The sequence below is a fragment of the Mesorhizobium sp. M0207 genome (genome assembly GCF_040321995.1).
Taxonomy (GTDB): Bacteria; Pseudomonadota; Alphaproteobacteria; order Rhizobiales; family Rhizobiaceae; genus Mesorhizobium.
Genome location: NZ_JAMYSQ010000013.1, coordinates 154,369 through 171,640 on the forward strand (window position 1 = coordinate 154,369; position 17,272 = coordinate 171,640).

Annotated in this window: 20 protein-coding genes; 9 read left to right on the forward strand and 11 right to left on the reverse strand. The window is 64.2% G+C overall.

Features of this window, described 5'->3' with window-relative positions; all coding sequences use genetic code 11:
* On the reverse strand, positions 1-789 hold the full coding sequence (locus NKJ15_RS18780; protein WP_352505076.1) for a DUF3108 domain-containing protein: 789 nt from the start codon (positions 787-789) through the stop codon (positions 1-3).
* Positions 790-1,401: 612 nt separating this feature from the next.
* Here NKJ15_RS18780 and rpmB point away from each other — a divergent pair.
* From rpmB to NKJ15_RS18795, 3 genes are all read left to right on the forward strand, one after another.
* Complete coding sequence (rpmB, locus tag NKJ15_RS18785; RefSeq protein WP_352505075.1) at positions 1,402-1,698, forward strand: 50S ribosomal protein L28; 297 nt, start codon at positions 1,402-1,404, stop codon at positions 1,696-1,698.
* 82 nt (positions 1,699-1,780) lie between these two features.
* Positions 1,781-2,461 (forward strand): queuosine precursor transporter, encoded by a 681-nt coding sequence (locus NKJ15_RS18790; protein ID WP_352505074.1) that lies wholly within the window; start codon positions 1,781-1,783, stop codon positions 2,459-2,461.
* Between the two features lie 76 nt (positions 2,462-2,537).
* Positions 2,538-3,212: a spermidine synthase gene (locus tag NKJ15_RS18795; protein WP_352816728.1), complete on the forward strand. Its 675-nt coding sequence runs from the start codon at positions 2,538-2,540 to the stop codon at positions 3,210-3,212.
* 56 nt (positions 3,213-3,268) lie between these two features.
* On the opposite strand, the gene NKJ15_RS18800 is transcribed toward NKJ15_RS18795, so the two are convergent.
* The 6 genes from NKJ15_RS18800 to NKJ15_RS18825 form a co-directional block, all read right to left on the reverse strand.
* The gene (locus NKJ15_RS18800; protein WP_352816731.1) at positions 3,269-3,754 is read right to left on the reverse strand and encodes an SRPBCC family protein; all 486 of its coding nucleotides are present in this window, start codon (positions 3,752-3,754) and stop codon (positions 3,269-3,271) included.
* Positions 3,751-4,119 (reverse strand): ArsR/SmtB family transcription factor, encoded by a 369-nt coding sequence (locus tag NKJ15_RS18805; protein WP_352710074.1) that lies wholly within the window; start codon positions 4,117-4,119, stop codon positions 3,751-3,753. Before NKJ15_RS18805 ends, NKJ15_RS18800 begins: the two co-directional genes overlap by 4 nt.
* A gap of 176 nt (positions 4,120-4,295) precedes the next feature.
* Complete coding sequence (locus NKJ15_RS18810; protein ID WP_352816734.1) at positions 4,296-5,321, reverse strand: esterase-like activity of phytase family protein; 1,026 nt, start codon at positions 5,319-5,321, stop codon at positions 4,296-4,298.
* Complete coding sequence (cobT, locus tag NKJ15_RS18815; RefSeq protein ID WP_352816737.1) at positions 5,318-7,216, reverse strand: cobaltochelatase subunit CobT; 1,899 nt, start codon at positions 7,214-7,216, stop codon at positions 5,318-5,320. Before cobT ends, NKJ15_RS18810 begins: the two co-directional genes overlap by 4 nt.
* A gap of 11 nt (positions 7,217-7,227) precedes the next feature.
* On the reverse strand, positions 7,228-8,214 hold the full coding sequence (gene cobS, locus NKJ15_RS18820; protein ID WP_352451201.1) for a cobaltochelatase subunit CobS: 987 nt from the start codon (positions 8,212-8,214) through the stop codon (positions 7,228-7,230).
* 123 nt (positions 8,215-8,337) lie between these two features.
* Complete coding sequence (locus tag NKJ15_RS18825; protein WP_036238769.1) at positions 8,338-8,967, reverse strand: J domain-containing protein; 630 nt, start codon at positions 8,965-8,967, stop codon at positions 8,338-8,340.
* 133 nt (positions 8,968-9,100) lie between these two features.
* Here NKJ15_RS18825 and NKJ15_RS18830 point away from each other — a divergent pair, with 133 nt between their 5' ends.
* Positions 9,101-9,403 (forward strand): BolA family protein, encoded by a 303-nt coding sequence (locus NKJ15_RS18830; protein WP_352471452.1) that lies wholly within the window; start codon positions 9,101-9,103, stop codon positions 9,401-9,403.
* 2 nt (positions 9,404-9,405) lie between these two features.
* On the opposite strand, the gene NKJ15_RS18835 is transcribed toward NKJ15_RS18830, so the two are convergent.
* The 4 genes from NKJ15_RS18835 to NKJ15_RS18850 are packed head-to-tail and all read right to left on the reverse strand — an operon-like array spanning position 9,406 to position 12,890.
* The gene (locus tag NKJ15_RS18835) at positions 9,406-10,215 is read right to left on the reverse strand and encodes an alpha/beta hydrolase (protein WP_352616095.1); all 810 of its coding nucleotides are present in this window, start codon (positions 10,213-10,215) and stop codon (positions 9,406-9,408) included.
* A gap of 40 nt (positions 10,216-10,255) precedes the next feature.
* Entirely contained in the window at positions 10,256-11,152 is an 897-nt protein-coding gene (locus NKJ15_RS18840; RefSeq protein WP_352471453.1) for an HlyC/CorC family transporter, read from the reverse strand.
* Positions 11,149-12,291: a 3-dehydroquinate synthase gene (aroB, locus tag NKJ15_RS18845; protein ID WP_352816741.1), complete on the reverse strand. Its 1,143-nt coding sequence runs from the start codon at positions 12,289-12,291 to the stop codon at positions 11,149-11,151. Before aroB ends, NKJ15_RS18840 begins: the two co-directional genes overlap by 4 nt.
* On the reverse strand, positions 12,288-12,890 hold the full coding sequence (locus tag NKJ15_RS18850; RefSeq protein ID WP_352471455.1) for a shikimate kinase: 603 nt from the start codon (positions 12,888-12,890) through the stop codon (positions 12,288-12,290). Before NKJ15_RS18850 ends, aroB begins: the two co-directional genes overlap by 4 nt.
* A 158-nt stretch (positions 12,891-13,048) precedes the next feature.
* On the opposite strand from NKJ15_RS18850, the gene NKJ15_RS18855 reads away from it, so the two are divergent.
* The 5 genes from NKJ15_RS18855 (at position 13,049) to NKJ15_RS18875 (ending at position 16,981) form a co-directional block, all read left to right on the forward strand.
* A complete protein-coding gene (locus NKJ15_RS18855; protein WP_023677884.1) occupies positions 13,049-13,198 on the forward strand; it encodes a hypothetical protein in 150 nt (49 codons plus the stop codon).
* On the forward strand, positions 13,195-14,112 hold the full coding sequence (locus NKJ15_RS18860; RefSeq protein ID WP_352816744.1) for a site-specific tyrosine recombinase XerD: 918 nt from the start codon (positions 13,195-13,197) through the stop codon (positions 14,110-14,112). Before NKJ15_RS18855 ends, NKJ15_RS18860 begins: the two co-directional genes overlap by 4 nt.
* Before the next feature lie 99 nt (positions 14,113-14,211).
* A complete protein-coding gene (locus NKJ15_RS18865; RefSeq protein ID WP_352471457.1) occupies positions 14,212-15,162 on the forward strand; it encodes an acetyl-CoA carboxylase carboxyltransferase subunit alpha in 951 nt (316 codons plus the stop codon).
* Between the two features lie 209 nt (positions 15,163-15,371).
* Positions 15,372-16,700 (forward strand): L,D-transpeptidase family protein, encoded by a 1,329-nt coding sequence (locus NKJ15_RS18870; protein ID WP_352616130.1) that lies wholly within the window; start codon positions 15,372-15,374, stop codon positions 16,698-16,700.
* A gap of 5 nt (positions 16,701-16,705) precedes the next feature.
* Positions 16,706-16,981, forward strand: coding sequence for a sulfurtransferase TusA family protein (locus tag NKJ15_RS18875; protein WP_352816746.1), 276 nt, complete (start codon positions 16,706-16,708; stop codon positions 16,979-16,981).
* Positions 16,982-17,272: the final 291 nt, after the last annotated feature.

A 17,272-nucleotide genomic window follows, 5' to 3' on the forward strand; every position in this document is an offset into this window, starting at 1 on the left:
CTATTCGTTTGCTTCGAACCGCTCCGCGCTGATCGTCAACGGGCCGATTTGCGTGCTGACCGTGGCGCGGATCGGCGCATATACGCCGCTTTGGCCGACCGGTGCAAACGTCACCATGATGCGGCTGCGTTTCTTCAGGTAATTCAGCGCCTTGCGGTTCTTGCGGTAGCCGGCCACCGGCTCGAAGCCCAGCCTGCAGGTGACCGTATCGCCCTTGTAGCCGGCCACCGAGATCGACCCTTTGGACTCGTAGGTCAGTTTCAGATCGGCACGCATTTCGCCGTCATAGAGCTTCACCGTGCGCCCGCAGACCTGGTCGAGGCTGTCGGCATGGATGACGGTGGCGGCCATCGGATCGAGGACCGATACGAGATGGCTGCCGACCAGCGGTATCCAATTCTCGGGATTGCGCTTCTTCGGCTCAGGCACGACCTTGGTCGAGGTGACGACGCCGTTGGCAAACTGGATGTCGATCATCGATGCCTTCTTGCCGGACGTGTAGTCGGCGTGGAACGCTTGCGGCTGCAACTGCTTGCCCGAAATCTTGCCCTTCGACGAGATCGTGCCTCGCGTATCGTCGAACAAAGTGGCGAGCCCGGCGGCGGAAACGCTGCCCTCGATCGAATAGGTGTCATCCTCGTAATGGCTGGAGAATTTCGCCTTGGCCACGGAGAGGCCGAGGAACGACACCGAATATTCGCCCGTGAAGGATTGCGGCTCGGCCGAAGCCGTCGTCGGCAACGCGGCGGCCAACAGCACGACCAGGGCATGGAGGAAAGAACGAGGCATGGCGGGTCCTTGATTGTCGACCGGACGGGCGGCTCCGGTCTGGCATGTCCCTGTGCGACCGCTTATAGGCTGAATTCCGGCCTTAATGTGAAAGGCGGCGTCGGCAGGGAACGCTGGGGAGGGTCCAGGGCCAGAAATAAAAAACCCGCCTCGACGGGCGGGTCGTTGGAGCCAATTAGCACCATACCGAAATTAGTAGCATAGCTGCCGGCACAAAGCAAGAACAAAATGTGGCCACCTGGAAAATCGCGACAGGTTTGCGCAGCCCCTCATCGCCCTGCCGGGCACTTCTCCCCGTATAGGGACGGGGAGAAGGTCGCCTTGCAAACGGTTTCGCCAATTTGCGGAGTTGCAGAAAGCGCCGAGCCTGCGGCCCAGCCCCTTCTCCCCGTCACTATACGGGGGAAGGTGCCGGCAGGCGGATGAGGGGCAGCGCCGGCATCGGTCATCTTTTGATTGATTCCCTTGGCACTAACCAACCCCAAGCTTGACGCCTCGGCGAAATGCAACTATGGAACGCCAACTTTTTCCATGAGGCCGCCTGACCGAAACCGCGCGCCACCCGGCGCGGGTCGAATGTTTGGCCAGGACCGAGAACCGAAGGTTAGAACCATGTCCCGCACCTGCGAACTCACTGCCAAGGCAGTCATGTCCGGCAACAATGTGAGCCACGCCAACAACAAGACCAAGCGTCGCTTCCTGCCCAATCTCGTCAATGTGACGCTGATCTCGGAAGCGCTGAACCAGAACGTGCGCCTGCGCATTTCGGCCAACGCATTGCGTTCGGTCGAGCATCGCGGCGGCCTCGACGCCTTCCTGGCCAAGGCCGATGCCAAGGAATTGTCGCAGCGCGCCCGCCTGTTGAAGAAGCAGATCGCCAAGAAGATCGCCGAGCAGCCGGCCGCCTGAGTTTTTCGGCGGCAGCCGCCTTCCAGGGCGTGGTCCGAACTCCGGATCGCGTTCCGCTGGTTCCATTACCCAGGATAAAAAAATGATTTTCCTCTCGCGGTACCTGCCCTTCGTGGCGGCCATGGCGCTCGTCGTCGTGGCCTCGAACATCCTCGTGCAGTTCCCGATGCAAGGTTCAATCGGCGGGCTGTCGCTGGCCGACATCCTGACCTGGGGCGCCTTCACCTATCCGTTCTCCTTCCTGGTCACCGATCTCGCCAACCGCCGCTATGGGCCGGCGGTGGCGCGCAGGATCGTCTTTGTCGGCTTCATGACAGCGGTGATCTGCTCGATCGTCATCCCACCGCTGCTGTTTCGCCACGGCCTGATCGAATTCGAGACCGCCGCCGACCGGCTGGTGCGCATTGCCGCTGCCTCGGGCGCCGCCTTCCTCACCGCGCAGTTGCTCGACGTCACCGTATTCAACCGGCTGCGCCGGCAGAGCTGGTGGCGCGCGCCGATCGTCGGCACGCTGGTCGGCTCCGTTTTCGATACGGTGGTGTTTTTCACCGTCGCCTTCGCGGCGGCGTTCGCCTTCGCCGGGCCCAACGACGGCTTTGCGCTGGAAACCGCGCCGCTGATGGGCGTGCTGCCGGTCGAGACGATGCGCTGGATTTCCTGGGCGCTCGGCGATCTCGGCGTCAAGCTGGTCATAGCGGTGGTGGCGCTGATCCCCTACCGGCTGCTTGCCGCCCGCTGGAGCCAACCGGCACTGGCAGCATGATCCCGAACCAAAGGTCCGCGTTAGCGAAAAGTGGGAACCGGTTTTCGGACAAGATCATGCTCAAAGACTATCGAGCATGATCCCCTGGCTTCAACTGGACTCGGCAAAAACGCCTGACGGCGGACAGGAACTCCGCCTGAAGCGGCGCGGCGGCGAATTCTCGATCATGCTTGGCGCCAACGAGCTGATGAACAGCCGGCTCAGCGGTTCCGAAGAGGCGCTGGCGAAACTGTCCTGCCAAAGGATTGCCGGCCGCCGGACCCCGAACATCCTGATCGGCGGCCTCGGCATGGGCTTTACCTTGCGCGCGGCGCTGGCCGAGCTCGGCGACGATGCGCAGGTCACCGTTGCCGAATTGGTGCCGGCGGTCGTGGCGTGGGCGCGCGGCCCGATGGCCGAAGTTTTCGACGGTTGCCTTGACGACCGGCGTGTCGGCATTCGCGAGGCCGATGTCGGTCAGCTCATCCGATCGCAAGCTTCGGCCTGGGACGCGATCCTGCTCGACGTCGACAACGGCCCCGAGGGCATCGTCTACAAGGCCAACGATGCGCTCTACGGCGCAGCCGGCCTGATCAGCGCGAGAGCAGCTCTCAAGCCCGGCGGTGTGCTGGCGGTCTGGTCGCAGGGCCCTGACGCAGGTTTCACCCGAAGGCTCAAGCAGGGCGGCTTCACGGTCGAGGAGGTCAAGGTGCGGGCTCACGGCAAGCGCGGCGCCCGGCACATCGTCTGGCTCGCGACCAAGGGGCAATAGGCCACCTCGCAATCCGGGCGGGCCTTGTGGTCGCCGCCCGCCACGCCGACGAACCTCTACTTCGCCTTCTGAAGCTCGGCGGCGAGCGCCTGCAGCAGCCCGCGTGTGCCCTCCTCGCGCCCTTGCGCTGAATCGACGCCATCGAAGAACGCACCCTGTTCGGTATAGGTCAGGCGGGTGCCCTCGCCGGAAGGTGCAAGCTCGACCGTGGTGAGCGACGCCGACAGCGGCTGCGCCCCGACCGCCATCCGGTATGAAAATACGATGCGCCGGTCAGGGATGATGTCCTGGAACTGCGCATCGAGCCTGATCTCCGGGCCGCCCTGGTAGCTGAACCGCGAAACCTCGCTGCCGCCGACACGGAAATCGAAGGTGAATTCGGCGATGGTGAAGCCGTCGCCTTCGACACGCCAGCGCCGCACCGTCGCCTTGTCGGCAAAGGCGAAGAAGACGCTCTCGGGCGATTGCGGATAGGTCCGCTCGATCGTGAAGGTCGAATGGATGACGGAGTGCTCGTCGTTAACCGGGCCAATCTGGTTCATTTCTTGTCGTCCTTTTCCTGGTCGTGGAGTGTTGCGTTCGGTTGATCAGTCTCCGCCAGGATCTGGCCGAGACGGTCGAGCTGGCGTTCGGCCAGTGTACGGCGCGCGGCGATCCAGTCGGCGAGCGGGGCCAGCCCGCCGGGCTCGATCCGGCAGGTGCGCACGCGTCCGACCTTCTCGCTGCGGATCAGCCCGCACGCTTCCAGCGCCTGGAGATGCTGGAGTACGGCGGCGAAGGTCATGCCGAACGGCTCCGCCAACTGGCTGACGGTGGCCGGCCCGCGGCTCAGCCTTTCCAGGATTGCCCGGCGCGTCGGCTCGGCAAGAGCCCGCAGGATACTGTCGATCTCGGAATACTTAAGCATGGACTTGAGTATTTCGCCGATGACGCAAATTGTCAAGTCACGACTAAAGTATTTTTTCAGATGGTGAGAGCCGGCTGGAAAACCCGCGACGCGGGTCATTGCCAGGGGAAATTGCCTCCGCTGCAAAACGGCGCGGAAATGCCAGCGATGCTGTCGGCCAGCAGGCCTGTCGCGCGTCAATCCTCGTGCAGCACAAATTCCAGGTAAAGATTGCGCTGCAGGATCGAGTGGTTGTCATCGGACATCAGCGACACGATCAGCGCGCCATCGTCGCGGGTCCAGACGTCGAGCGCTTCCATGTTGTCGATCTGGTAGCCCATGTCGGCTTCGAGCAGCACCGGCCCGTCGGCGACGGCGCCCTTCTCGACGCCTTCGCCATAGATGCGCCGCAGCCGCATCTTGACGCCGCCGGCCATCGAAAAACTGCGCTCCAGAAGCAACAGGTCGCCGTCCGGCAGGAAGGCGCCGTCGGTGATGTCGAAATCGCCATTGCGCTTGACGGTGAAGACGCCCTTGTGCGGCCCTTCGATGATCGCGGCAAAGATGTTGCCGGCCTTGTCGAGGCTCTTTTCCGACACCACGACCAGTCCGCCCGCGTGCTGCCCGTTGGGGTTGGCGCGGGTGACGGTCTCAAAGCCGCGATTGCGGCGAAGTTCCCAGGCTGGAATCAGGAAGCCCAATTGCCTGAACGGCGCCTTCATGCCGTCCGGATCGATCTTGAACTCTGCGATACGGTGATCGCCCTCGAAACCGACCGTGGCAATGCCGTCCTTGACCGCGAGGCCTTCGGCATCGACCGCCCATTTCTCGTCGATCGGCTGACCGGCCGAATCGACCATCTGCTGCATGCGAAAATTCTGGATGCCGGAAGGCCGCTTCTCGGCATCGTGGACGAGGGTGCCGAAGAACCAGAAGCCGGTGTCGGCGACGCCGATGAAATCGCTGCCGGGCTCGAGGAACCGAAGTGCCGACAGCGCGCCGAAATCGCGCGTCGACGAGGTCATTTCGAGCCCGCCGATGAATTCGAGCGGCCCGAACTGTTTGTCCGGCCGGCCGATGTGGAATTCGCTGATCGGCCGTGCCGTGATTTCGGCCGGCTCGACCGAGGCCGGGCCGGCAGCGACAGCTGGCGCCAAACTGATGCCTAACAACGCAATGGCGGCCAAAAGCTTCTGCCAAAAGCCGCCGCGGGAAAAAATCATCCGGCGCGCCGCATGCCGCCGCGCCGCGTGTCGCGCACGGTTTCCTCGGCGAACAGCGAGGCCAGCTGCTCGGTCATGGCGCCGGCCAGTTCTTCGGCATCGACGATGGTGACGGCGCGGCGATAGTAGCGGGTGACGTCGTGGCCGATGCCGATGGCCAAAAGCTCGACCGGAGAGCGCGTCTCGATGAGTTCGATGATGGCCCGCAGATGCCGCTCGAGATAATTGCCGGGGTTGACCGACAGCGTCGAATCGTCGACCGGCGCGCCGTCGGAGATCATCATCAGGATCTTGCGCTGCTCCGGCCGCGCGATCAGCCGGTTGTGCGCCCACAGCAGCGCCTCGCCGTCGATGTTTTCCTTGAGCAGGCCCTCGCGCATCATCAGGCCGAGATTGCGGCGCGCCCGCCGCCACGGATGGTCGGCGGATTTGTAGATGATGTGGCGCAGATCGTTGAGCCGGCCGGGGTTCGGCGGTTTGCCTTCCTTCAGCCATTTCTCGCGCGCCTGCCCGCCCTTCCAGGCGCGGGTGGTGAAGCCGAGGATTTCGACCGAGACGCCGCAGCGTTCCAGCGTGCGCGCCAGGATGTCGGCGCAGGTCGCGGCGACCGTGATCGGCCGGCCGCGCATTGAACCCGAATTGTCGAGCACCAGCGACACCACCGTGTCGCGGAATTTGGTATCGCGCTCCTGCTTGAAGGACAGAGGCTGCATCGGGTCGATGACGACGCGCACCAGCCGTGCCGGATCGAGATAGCCTTCTTCGAGGTCGAAATCCCAGGAGCGGTTCTGCTGCGCCATCAGGCGGCGCTGCAGCCGGTTGGCCAGCCGCCCGACGACGCCGGAAAGGTTGGCGAGCTGCTTGTCGAGGAAGGCGCGCAGTCGGTCGAGCTCCTCCTCCTCGCACAGTTCCTCCGCACCAACGGTCTCGTCGAAGGCCGTGGTGAAGACCTTGTAGTCGATCTCTTTCGGCAGATTGGTGAAGGGATTGTCGTTGCGGCGCGCCTCGCCGGGCGTCTCCGCATCGGCGTCGTCATCGTCGGAGAGATCCTCGGCGGTGGCGTCGGAGGCTTCCGTCTCGGCCGATTGCTCGTCGTCCGACGATGCCTCTGTATCCTCGGACTGCGACTGCTCGGAGCCCGAATCGTCTTCGCCGCCCTCCTCGCTCTGCTCCTCGCCTTGCGGCTGGTTTTCGTCGTTGTCCTCGGAGTCTTCCGTCTCCTGGTCGTCGCCGAGCTCCTCCGCCATTTCCATGGAGGCGAGCATCTCGCGCACGACGCGGGCGAACGCCTGCTGGTCGTCGAGCTTTGCCGACAGCCCGTCCAGATCGGCACTGGCTTTTTCCTCGACCCAGGGGCGCCAGAGATCGACCAGCCGTTCGCCGCTCTTCGGCACAGTGCGGCCGGTCAGCTTTTCGCGCACCATCAGCGCCAGCGCTTCCTCGATCGGCGCGTCGGCCTTGTCCTTGACGTCGACGAGGTTGGCCCTGGCGTATTTGTCCTCGAGCATCGAGCCGATATTGTCGGCGACGCCCTGCATGGCGCGGCTGCCGATCGCCTCCACCCGGGCCTGCTCGACCGCGTCATAGATGGCGCGGGCCTGTTTGCCTTCCGGGGCCAGCCTGGTGTGGATGCGCGAATCGTGGCAGGCGCGCTTCAGCGCCATGGAATCGCCGAGCCCGCGGGTGATGGCGATGTCCGCCTTCGACGCTTTCTTCGGCAGTTCCGGCAGCCGGGCGCGGCTGCCGGCCAGCGCCGGCCGATCCTTGGCGAAACCGACCTCGAGATCCTTGTCGCCGGCGATGGCGCGCATGCAGACGGTGACGGCGCGCTTGAAGCTGTCGTTCTCAGCGCCGGTCTTGGATTTGTTTCGCGTGTTGTCGCCCGGACCCGCCATCGAGACTCTGCTTAGCCCAGCACCACATTCGCCGCCGATTCCGGCAGATCCTCGCCGAAGGCGCGTTGGTAGAACTCGGCCACCAGCGAGCGTTCGAGCTCGTCGCATTTGTTGAGGAAGGTCAGCCGGAACGCCATGCCGATATTGCCGAAGATCTCGGCATTCTCGGCCCAGGTGATAACCGTACGCGGGCTCATCACCGTCGACAGATCGCCGTTGATGAAGGCCGAGCGCGTCATGTCGGCGACACGCACCATCTTGTTGACGATCTCCTTGCCCTTGCCGTCGCGGTAATGCTTGGCCTTGGCCAGCACGATGTTCACTTCATTGTCGTGCGGCAGGTAGTTCAGCGTGGTGACGATCGACCAGCGGTCCATCTGCGCCTGGTTGATCTGCTGGGTGCCATGATAGAGGCCGGTGGTGTCGCCCAGCCCAACCGTGTTGGCGGTCGAAAACAGCCGGAAGGCCGGGTGCGGGCGGATGACCCGGCTCTGGTCGAGCAGCGTCAGCCGGCCCGACGATTCCAGCACGCGCTGGATGACGAACATCACGTCCGGGCGGCCGGCATCGTACTCGTCGAAGCACAGCGCGACATTGTGCTGGTAGGCCCAGGGCAGGATGCCGTCGCGGAACTCGGTGATCTGCAGCCCGTCCTTGACGACGATGGCGTCCTTGCCGACGAGGTCGATACGGCTGACATGGCTGTCGAGGTTGACGCGCACGCAAGGCCAGTTGAGCCGGGCGGCGACCTGCTCGATATGCGTCGACTTGCCGGTCCCGTGATAGCCCGACACCATGACCCGACGGTTGTAGGCAAAGCCGGCGAGGATCGCCATGGTCGTGTTCTTGTCGAACAGGTAGTCCGGGTCGATGTCGGGGACATGCTCGCTCGTCACCGCATAGGCCGGCACCACCATCTTGGAGTCGAAGCCGAATGTCTCCTTCACCGACACCGTGGTGTCGGGCAGGTTGGCGATGTCGCGATCGACCTTGTTCATCTCTATCAACGTCTCCACAAGCGAAACGCCGCGTTTCGCCGGCAATCGATTTTGTTCGGGGGCGGTCTTAGAGCCTTTTCCAACCTTATGAAAGTTGGAAAACGACACGAACCGTAAGGTCGCTCAGCACAAACCTGCCTGCTTGAGCACGCGATACGCCTGGAGCACATCGCGGAACCGGTCTTCCGAACCTCTGTCGCCGCCATTCGCATCCGGATGGTGGCGTTTCACAAGTTCCTTATAGCGCGCCTTGATATCCTTGCCAGTTGCCTTTGTATCAAGGCCAAGCGTTTCCAGTGCCTTGGCCTCAAGCGGCTTGGCCTTGCGCTCGCGTGCTTCGCGCGGGTCCTTCGGGCCTTTGAACAGGTCGAACGGATCGCGCATGCGATTGTAGTAGCCGGCGCGACCGGAGCGCGCCTGGGCAAAGTCCGGCGAGGAGCGGGTCGATGCGCCGTTGACGCCCATTTTCCAGGTCGGCCGGTGGCCGGTCATGGCTTCCTTCTGGAAGCGGGCGATCTCGGTGTCGGGAACGCCCGAGAAATAATTGAAGCCTTTGTTGTACTCGCGCACATGGTCGAAGCAGAACTGGAAATACTCGCCTTCCTTCATCCGTCCGACCGGGGCACGGTGGGTACCGGCCTCCTTGCAGCCATCCCACTGGCAGATCGGCGAACGCGACTTCAGCTCCGCGTCCTTCTCCGGGCGGATACGAATCTTCTCGAAATATTTTGGGTACGGCTTCATCTCACCCATTTATGGGCTGTTCGCGGATGCGAAACAAGAATTGACATTTTCGCGATGATCGCCCTAACCGCTGAATCGCGGCATAAAACCGGCGAATTGCGAATTTTGTGCGATGACATAGATGTGGTGAAGGGAAGCGGCGATGTCCATACAGGCAACGATGGAAGACAAGCTGAAAAAGGCGTTTTCGCCGGAACGGCTGGCCGTCATCAACGAAAGCCATCTCCATGCCGGGCATCATCATGTGGATTCCGGCCATCACGCCACCTTCGACGGCACCGGCGAGACGCATTTTCGCGTCCGCATCGTCGCGCCAGCCTTTGCCGGCATGAGCCGCGTCGAACGTCACCGCGCCGTCAACACATTGCTGGCCGAGGAATTGAAATCCGGCGTGCACGCCCTGGCGATCGAGCCGGCGGCGCCCGGCGAAAAGACCCGCTGGTAATTTCAGCCGAGGCTCGCCCTCAGGAAAGCCATCACCGCGGCGGTCAATGCATCGCCCTCGGTGCCGAAGTCGCGATTGATCGACATGTGCGAATAGGCGCTGCCGTCGAACAGCGTGACCCTGGTTCCGGTGGCGCGCAGACGCCCGGCGAAGGCCTGCGCATCCGCCGCGCGGGCTTTCGCGCGCGAATGGGCGATGAAGGTCGGCGGGTGCTTGCGGCCTTCGACGTAGGTGACAGGCGACAGCGCGCGCCACTGCGCCGGATCGGGAAAGGCGCGGGCATAGACCCCTGCCATGCCGCCGCTTCTGGCCAGCGCCTCCAGATCGTAGGCCCTGGTGTCGTCGAGAACCAGCGCCGCGACGCCGGGCAGGCCGCCGCGCAGCCCGGTCAATGCGACGAGATGGCAGCCGGCCGAATGGCCCATGGCGACGATCCGGTCCGGATCGCCGCCATGCCTGGCGATGTTGGCGCGGACGTAACGATAGGCCAGTTCGACATCTGCCGCCTGGGTGGCGACGTCGGCCTTGGGCAGCATCCGGTAGTCGATCGAGACGAAGCCGAAGCCATTGTCGAGCAGGAATTGCGGCTTGGCATTGACGTTGCCGCGGTTGCCGACTCGCCAGGCGCCGCCATGGACGAAAAAGACGACCGGCAGGCCGCTTGCGCCGTCGCGGGAATAAATGTCGAGCTTGGCCGGCCCATAGTCGAAGGTTTCGGGCGACGGCGAACGCAGCCGCAATGCCGCCGCAGCCTGTCCCGGCAGCAGCGCCGCCATCGACGCCAGAAGCAGGCTTCGCCGATCGATCTTCATCAACGCCTGACTGCCCACGGCTGCCACAAGGTGCGCACTGTCATTCTCCAAGCATCGCCGGCTTGATCCTCAGCCGCGCGATACGGTTCTTGTCGCGCTTCATGACGACGAAGCGCTTGCCGTGAAACGTAAAGGCCTGCTTTTCGTCCGGGATCGACTGCGCCTCGTGGATGACAAGGCCGGCGATGGTGGTGGCTTCCTCGTCCGGCAGGTTCCAGTCGAGCGCCCGATTAAGGTCGCGGATCGGCACCGTGCCGTCGACGACGACGGAGCCGTCGGCCTCCTGCTTGACGCCCTGGATGTCGATGTCGTGCTCGTCGGCGATCTCGCCGACGATCTCCTCGATGATGTCCTCCAGCGTCACCAGCCCTTCGACCTCGCCATATTCGTCGACGACGATGGCGAAATGCGCCTTGCGGCGCAGGAAGGCATTGAGCTGCTCCTGAAGCGTCGTGGTGTCGGGCACGAACCACGGTTTCGACGCGATCTTCATCACGTCGATCCTGGAAAAATCGTTGCCGACCTCGTTCAGCGCGCGCAGCAGATCCTTCGCGTGCAGCACGCCGACAATGTTGTCGAGCGAACCCTTCCATAACGGCATGCGGGTGTGCGGGCTCTGCAGGATCTCGCGCACCACCGCTTCGGGCGGGTCGTCGGCGTTGACGGAGCGCATATTGGTGCGGTGGACCATGACGTCCGACACTTCGAGCTCCTCGAGGTCGAACAGGCCGCCGATGCGGGCGCGGTCCTCGCGCACCACCTGGCCGTCGCGGCGGAAATCGTCGACGGCGCCGCGCAGTTCCTCGCGCGCAGAGCGCTGCGGCTCCATGCGTTGCAGCTCGTAGCCGAAGGCGGCAAGCAGGCGCCGGCGCAAGACGAAGCCCAGCACGCCGAGGCCGGCGAGCACGGCAGCCGCGATCCAGCCGGCCTGGCTCATCCCGGCCGGCTTTCCTGCCGACCCGGATGGTTCTCCCGGAGGAACGCCAGCACTTCCGAGGCCGGCACATCCCTGGCGATGAAGGCCTGTCCGACGCCGCGCGTCAGGATGAAGGTCAGCGCGCCGCGCGACACCTTCTTGTCCTGGGTGATGAAGGAGAACAGCGTCTCGGCGTCGGGCAGTTCGCCTGGAATGTCGGCCATCCGCCAGGGCAGACCGACGGCGCGAAGATGCGCCTCGACACGCGCAGCGTCGTCGGGGCTCGCCAAATTGAGCCTTGACGAAAAGCGGTGCGCCAGCGCCATGCCGATGGCGACGCCCTCGCCATGCACGAGCCTTGCGCCGTCATAGCCGGTTGCCGCCTCCAGCGCATGACCGAAGGTGTGGCCGAGATTGAGCAACGCGCGGTCGCCGGTCTCGAACTCGTCGCGGGCAACGACGTCGGCCTTGGCACGACAGGCCTCGGCGATGGCCGCAGCCCGCTCCGGCCCGCCGGCAAACACTTGACGCCAGTTTTCTTCCAGCCAGGCGAAAAACTCGGGCCGGTCGATCAGCCCATATTTGGCCAGTTCGGCATAGCCGGCGCGAAACTCGCGGATCGGCAGCGTGTCGAGCACTTCGGTGTCGGCCAGCACCAGCTTCGGCTGGTGGAATACCCCGACGAGGTTCTTGCCGCGCTTGCTGTTGATGCCGGTCTTGCCGCCGACGGAGGAATCGACCTGCGCCAGCAGCGAGGTCGGAACCTGCACGAAGTTCATGCCGCGCCGCGCGATGCCGGCGGCGAAGCCGGCCAGGTCGCCGATGACGCCGCCGCCGAGCGCGATGACGACATCGCCGCGCTCCAGCTTGGCGGCCAGCACGCCGTCGACCACCTCCTCGAGATGCGCAAAGCTCTTGGTCTTTTCGCCTGGCGGCAGCGTGATGACGGCATGTTGGATGCCACCGCTTGCCAGGCCGGCCGCAAGCGCTGCGAGATGCGCGCTAGCGACGTTTTCGTCGGTGACGACCGCCGCCCGCGTTCCCGGCAGACGGCGCGAGATCTCGGCGCCGGCGCGTGACAGCAGGCCGGGGCCGATCAAGATATCGTAGGCACGCTCGCCAAGCCCGACTTCGACAGTGACCGTTGCATCAGCGCTCACGACCGCACCTCGTCGATGCCGGCAACGCCAAGATGGCCGCGCAGCGCGTCCACCACTTCGGCGGCAATGATCTCCTTGCGGTCGTCGCGGGTCGGCACGACGACATCGGCCGCGGCATAAACCGGGTAGCGTTCCGCCATCAGCCGTTCAAGCACGGCGCGCGGATCGGCGCTTTTCAGCAGCGGCCGGTTCTGTTTCTTGGAAACGCGCTCCATCAACAGGTCGATCTCGGCCTTCAGCCAAACCGAAACGCCATGGCTGGCGATCGCCTCGCGCGTCTGCGCGTTCATGAAGGCACCGCCGCCGGTCGACAGCACCTGCGGCCCGTGCTCCAGCACACGCAGGATGACGCGCTGCTCCAGTGCCCGGAACTCCGCCTCGCCATAGCGCTCGAACAGGTCCGGGACGCTCATGCGCGAGACGCTTTCGATCTCCTGGTCGCTGTCGATGAAGGGCAGTGCCAGCATCGCCGCCACCTTGCGGCCGATCGCGGTCTTGCCGGCGCCCATCAGCCCGACAAAGACGATGGAACGGCCGCCCAGCCGGCCGAGCAGCGCGGCATGGCTCTCGCCCGGAGGATTTGCTGGTAGCGCGTTCATGCTTCTAGGGCCTCTTTGGCGGCGTATCGACATCAAAAGCCTGTTTGCGTCAAGCGCGGCGCAACCGGGACTATGGGCTTCACCCTTGAATTGGCCGGATTGGCGTCTCATAAGGGCACAGGGTTGGAAATGCAGAATAAGACGACGGGCGAAAATTAATGCCAACACTGTTTCGCTTTGTCGTGACGCTCGCGATTCTGGCCGGCATTGTCTATGGCGCGATGTTCGCCCTGGTCATGTTCGTCGAGCCGAGGAAGGCGGAAATGAGCGTGCGCATCCCTCCGGAAAAGCTCAATCCCAAAAAATGAACAGCGCCGCTCGCATCGAAGCGTTCCTGGAGATGATGAGCGCCGAGCGCGGCGCCGCCGAAAACACGCTTTCCTCCTATCGCCGCGACCTCGAAGACGCTTCCGCCGGGATCGGCGGTGGGCTTGCCGCTGCCACCAGCGCCGATATCCGTGCCTATCTCGACGACATCGCCGCGCGCGGCTTTGCCGCCACCTCGCAGGCGCGCAAATTGTCGGCGATCCGGCAGTTCTTCAAGTTCCTCTATGCCGAGGGCCTGCGCGGCGACGATCCGACCGGCACGCTGGACAGTCCGAGGAAAGGCCGGCCGCTGCCGAAGACGATGAGCGAGGCCGATACCGGCCGGCTGCTCGACCGTGCCGCGCAGGAGGCAATGGACCCCTCCCTGCATGACGGCGACAGCCTGGCGGCGCTGCGCCTGCACGCGCTGGTCGAGGTGCTCTACGCCACCGGCTTGCGCGTTTCGGAGCTGGTCGGCCTCCCCGTGACGGTGGCGCAGCGCGACGACCGCTTCTTCATGGTGCGCGGCAAGGGCAACAAGGAACGCATGGTGCCGCTGTCGGCCAAGGCGCGCACGGCGATGCGGACCTGGCTTGCCGCCCGGGCGGCGGTGCCGGCTCTTGCCGACAGCCCGTTCCTGTTTCCGGCCGCCGCCGACAGCGGCTATCTCTCGAGACAGGTCTTTGCCCGCGAGCTGAAAGGGCTTGCCGCGCGGGCCGGCATTGCCGCGGCGAAGATATCGCCGCATGTGCTGCGCCATGCTTTCGCCAGCCATCTCTTGCAGAACGGCGCCGATCTCAGGGCCGTGCAGCAGCTGCTCGGCCATGCCGATATTTCAACGACGCAGATATACACGCATGTGCTGGAGGAGCGGCTGGTGCGTCTGGTCAACGATCATCATCCGCTTGCCGACTAGGCGTCATGTCGCTATGTGAGAACGACGCTCCACCGCGCCCAGCCTGCATTTTCGGGCTTGCGTCAGTCATTGCCTTCCGACTTGCCGGTTCGCCCAAGAATGTACAATTACCTCGATTTCGAAAAGCCTGTGCAGGATCTCGAAGGCAAGATCCTTGAGCTGAAGAAGCTTGCCGAGAACGGCGAGGCGGTCGATGTCGGCGATGAGATCGCCCGTCTCGAGAAGCGCTCGCGCGATGCGCTGCGCGACGCCTACAAAGCGCTGACGCCGTGGCAGAAGGTGCAGGTGGCGCGCCATCCGGACAGGCCGCATTGCATCGACTACATCAAGGGCCTGCTTACCGATTTCACGCCGCTCGCCGGCGACCGCAATTTCGGCGAAGACCAGGCGATCGTCGGCGGCTTCGCCCGCTTCCGTGGCGAGCCGGTGGCGATCATCGGCCAGGAGAAGGGTTCCGATACGGCAAGCCGGCTGAAGCATAATTTCGGCTCGGTGCGGCCGGAGGGCTACCGCAAGGCGGTGCGGCTGATGGAACTCGCCGACCGCTTCCAGATCCCGCTGCTGACGCTGGTCGACACGGCCGGCGCCTATCCCGGCGTCAACGCCGAAGAGCGCGGCCAGGCGGAAGCCATCGCCCGCTCGACCTCGGCCTGCCTTGGCCTGAAGGTGCCGTCGATCTCGGTGGTGATCGGCGAAGGCGGCTCGGGCGGCGCCATAGCGATCGCCACCGCCAACCGCGTCTACATGCTCGAACACGCCATCTATTCGGTGATCTCGCCGGAAGGCGCCGCCTCGATCCTGTGGCGCGATACCACGCGGTCCAAGGATGCTGCGACCAATATGAAGATCACGGCGCAGGACCTGCTGGAGCTGAAGATCATCGACGCGATCATCGCCGAGCCGCTCGGCGGTGCCCATCGCGCCCCCGAAACGGTGATCGCCGCCACCGGCGACCTCATCGCCAGGACGATGAAGGAATTCTCCGGCGCCAACACCGACTTCCGCGAGCATCGCCGCGAGAAATACCTGGCGATGGGCCGCAATCTGTAACCAACGCAGGCACGCGGCCTGAAATGTGGCGGCGTGAACCAGTTTCGCCACAAAAATGCCGCCGCATTCGGCTCAGTGAGCTTAACGCAAGGGGACGCGCCGCATACTTGCGGTAAGGAATTTTCAAGGTTAACGGGCTTAAGGTCCGTCAGCGGTCGGTTTAGCAGCTGCGGCATCCGCGGCGCAGAGATGAGACGATAGCCATATCCATGTTTGCCAAGCTTGCCCGCACCGGAGTTCTGATCGCTGCGATCGGCGTCGCCGGCTGCAATGACGCTTCGATGAAGGATTTTGCGCCGCAAGCCAACAAGCCGCTGCCGGACAAAGTCCTGGCCGAAATGAAAGCCAAGGGCATGGTCCGCACCTCCTCGGTGATGGCCCGCATCTTCAAGGAAGAAGGCAAGCTCGAAATCTGGAAGGCCAAGACCAACGGCCGCTACGACCTGGTCGCCAGCTACGACATCTGCAAATGGTCGGGCAAGCTCGGCCCGAAATTCACCGAAGGCGACCGCCAGGCGCCGGAAGGCTTTTACACGGTCCGCCCGGCACAGATGAACCCGCGGTCGAATTACCACCTGTCCTTCAATATCGGCTACCCGAACGCCTATGACCGCGCCAATGGCCGCACCGGTTCCAACCTGATGGTCCATGGCGCCTGCTCGTCGTCGGGCTGCTATTCGATGACCGACGCCCAGATCGAGCAGATCTACGCTTTCGGCCGCGACGCCTTCCAGGGCGGCCAGACCGAGTTTCAGATCCAGGCTTTTCCGTTCCGCATGACCGCCGCCAACATGGCGCGCTATCGCAACGACCCGAACTACGAATTCTGGAAGATGCTGAAGGTTGGCTACGACAATTTCGAGGTCACCAAGGTGCCGCCGAAAGTCGACGTCTGCGAGAAGCGCTACGTGTTCAACCAGGTTGCGGCCGACGGCTCGACCTTCAATCCGACCGGCCCTTGCCCTCCGACCACCCAGCCCGATTCGCTGAAGAGCGCCATCAACGCCTATCAAAGCACCTATGAGGCGGCCTTCAACGGCGCCATAAAGGCCAGCGTGCCGGCGCCCAAGCCAACCATCGCCGGGATCAAGGAAGCCAGCATCGTTTCCGACTGGTCGAAGCGGCGTGCCCGCGGCGAACGCGTTCCGATCGAGCCGCCCTCGCTCAACCCGGACGGCACGGTGGCCGAAACGGCGCGCATGGGCCGCATCGATTCGCCGGCGGGCCGCAAGATGGCAGCGCTCGACGCCGAAAAGGCTGCCAAGCAGAAGGCCGAGGAACAGCGGCTTGCCGCGATAGAAGCGGCGAAGGCAGCGAAAGCGGCAGCCAAGGCACAGGCCTTGGCCGAGAAGGAAGCCGCCAAGGCGCAGGCATTGGCCGAAAAGGATGCTGCCAAGTCGGCAGCCGAAGCGCCTGTCGCGACCGCAACCGTCGCGCCATCCGCGGAGGCCGTTCCGGTCGCCGAAACGCAGGCTGCGGACGCCGAAAGCACGGCGACAAGGCTGAAGAAGAAGCTGCTCGGCATGTTTGGCGGCTGAACTTCATGCTTGAGCAAGACGATGGGGGCCAGGAACACAGGCCCTCAGCTAGCCCCGCCGCCGTCTACGACCTCAAAGGCCTGAACTGCCCGTTGCCCGTGCTCAAGGCAAAAAAGCGCCTGGCCGCAATGCAGCCGGGCAGCCGCCTGTGGCTCGAAACCACCGACCCGCTCGCCGTCATCGACATTCCCGCCTTCTGCGCCGAGAGCGGCCATCGACTGGTCGAGACAACGGCGATGTCAGGTGGCCACCGCTTCCTGGTCGAGCGCGGGATCGGCTGAGTCTCGACTTAGCTCGTTCTGGCGAAAGCGGCTGAGCGGGATAATCTCCCCCCTTGAGGGGAAGATGGCCGGCAGGCCAGAGCGGGTTGCCGCGCGTGAAGCGCCAACCCTTTCTTTCGTCCCACAAGGCGTTGCGCCAGCCGAGGCGACCCCCTCTGTCGCCTTCGGCGACATCTCCCCCCTCTCGTGGCAGGGCTATCGCATATGAGTGATGGCATTGATGAGATAGTCGTCGTTCCAGGCGCATTTCTTGATGCGATGGCTGATGGGAACTTTGGCAGCATCGGCGGC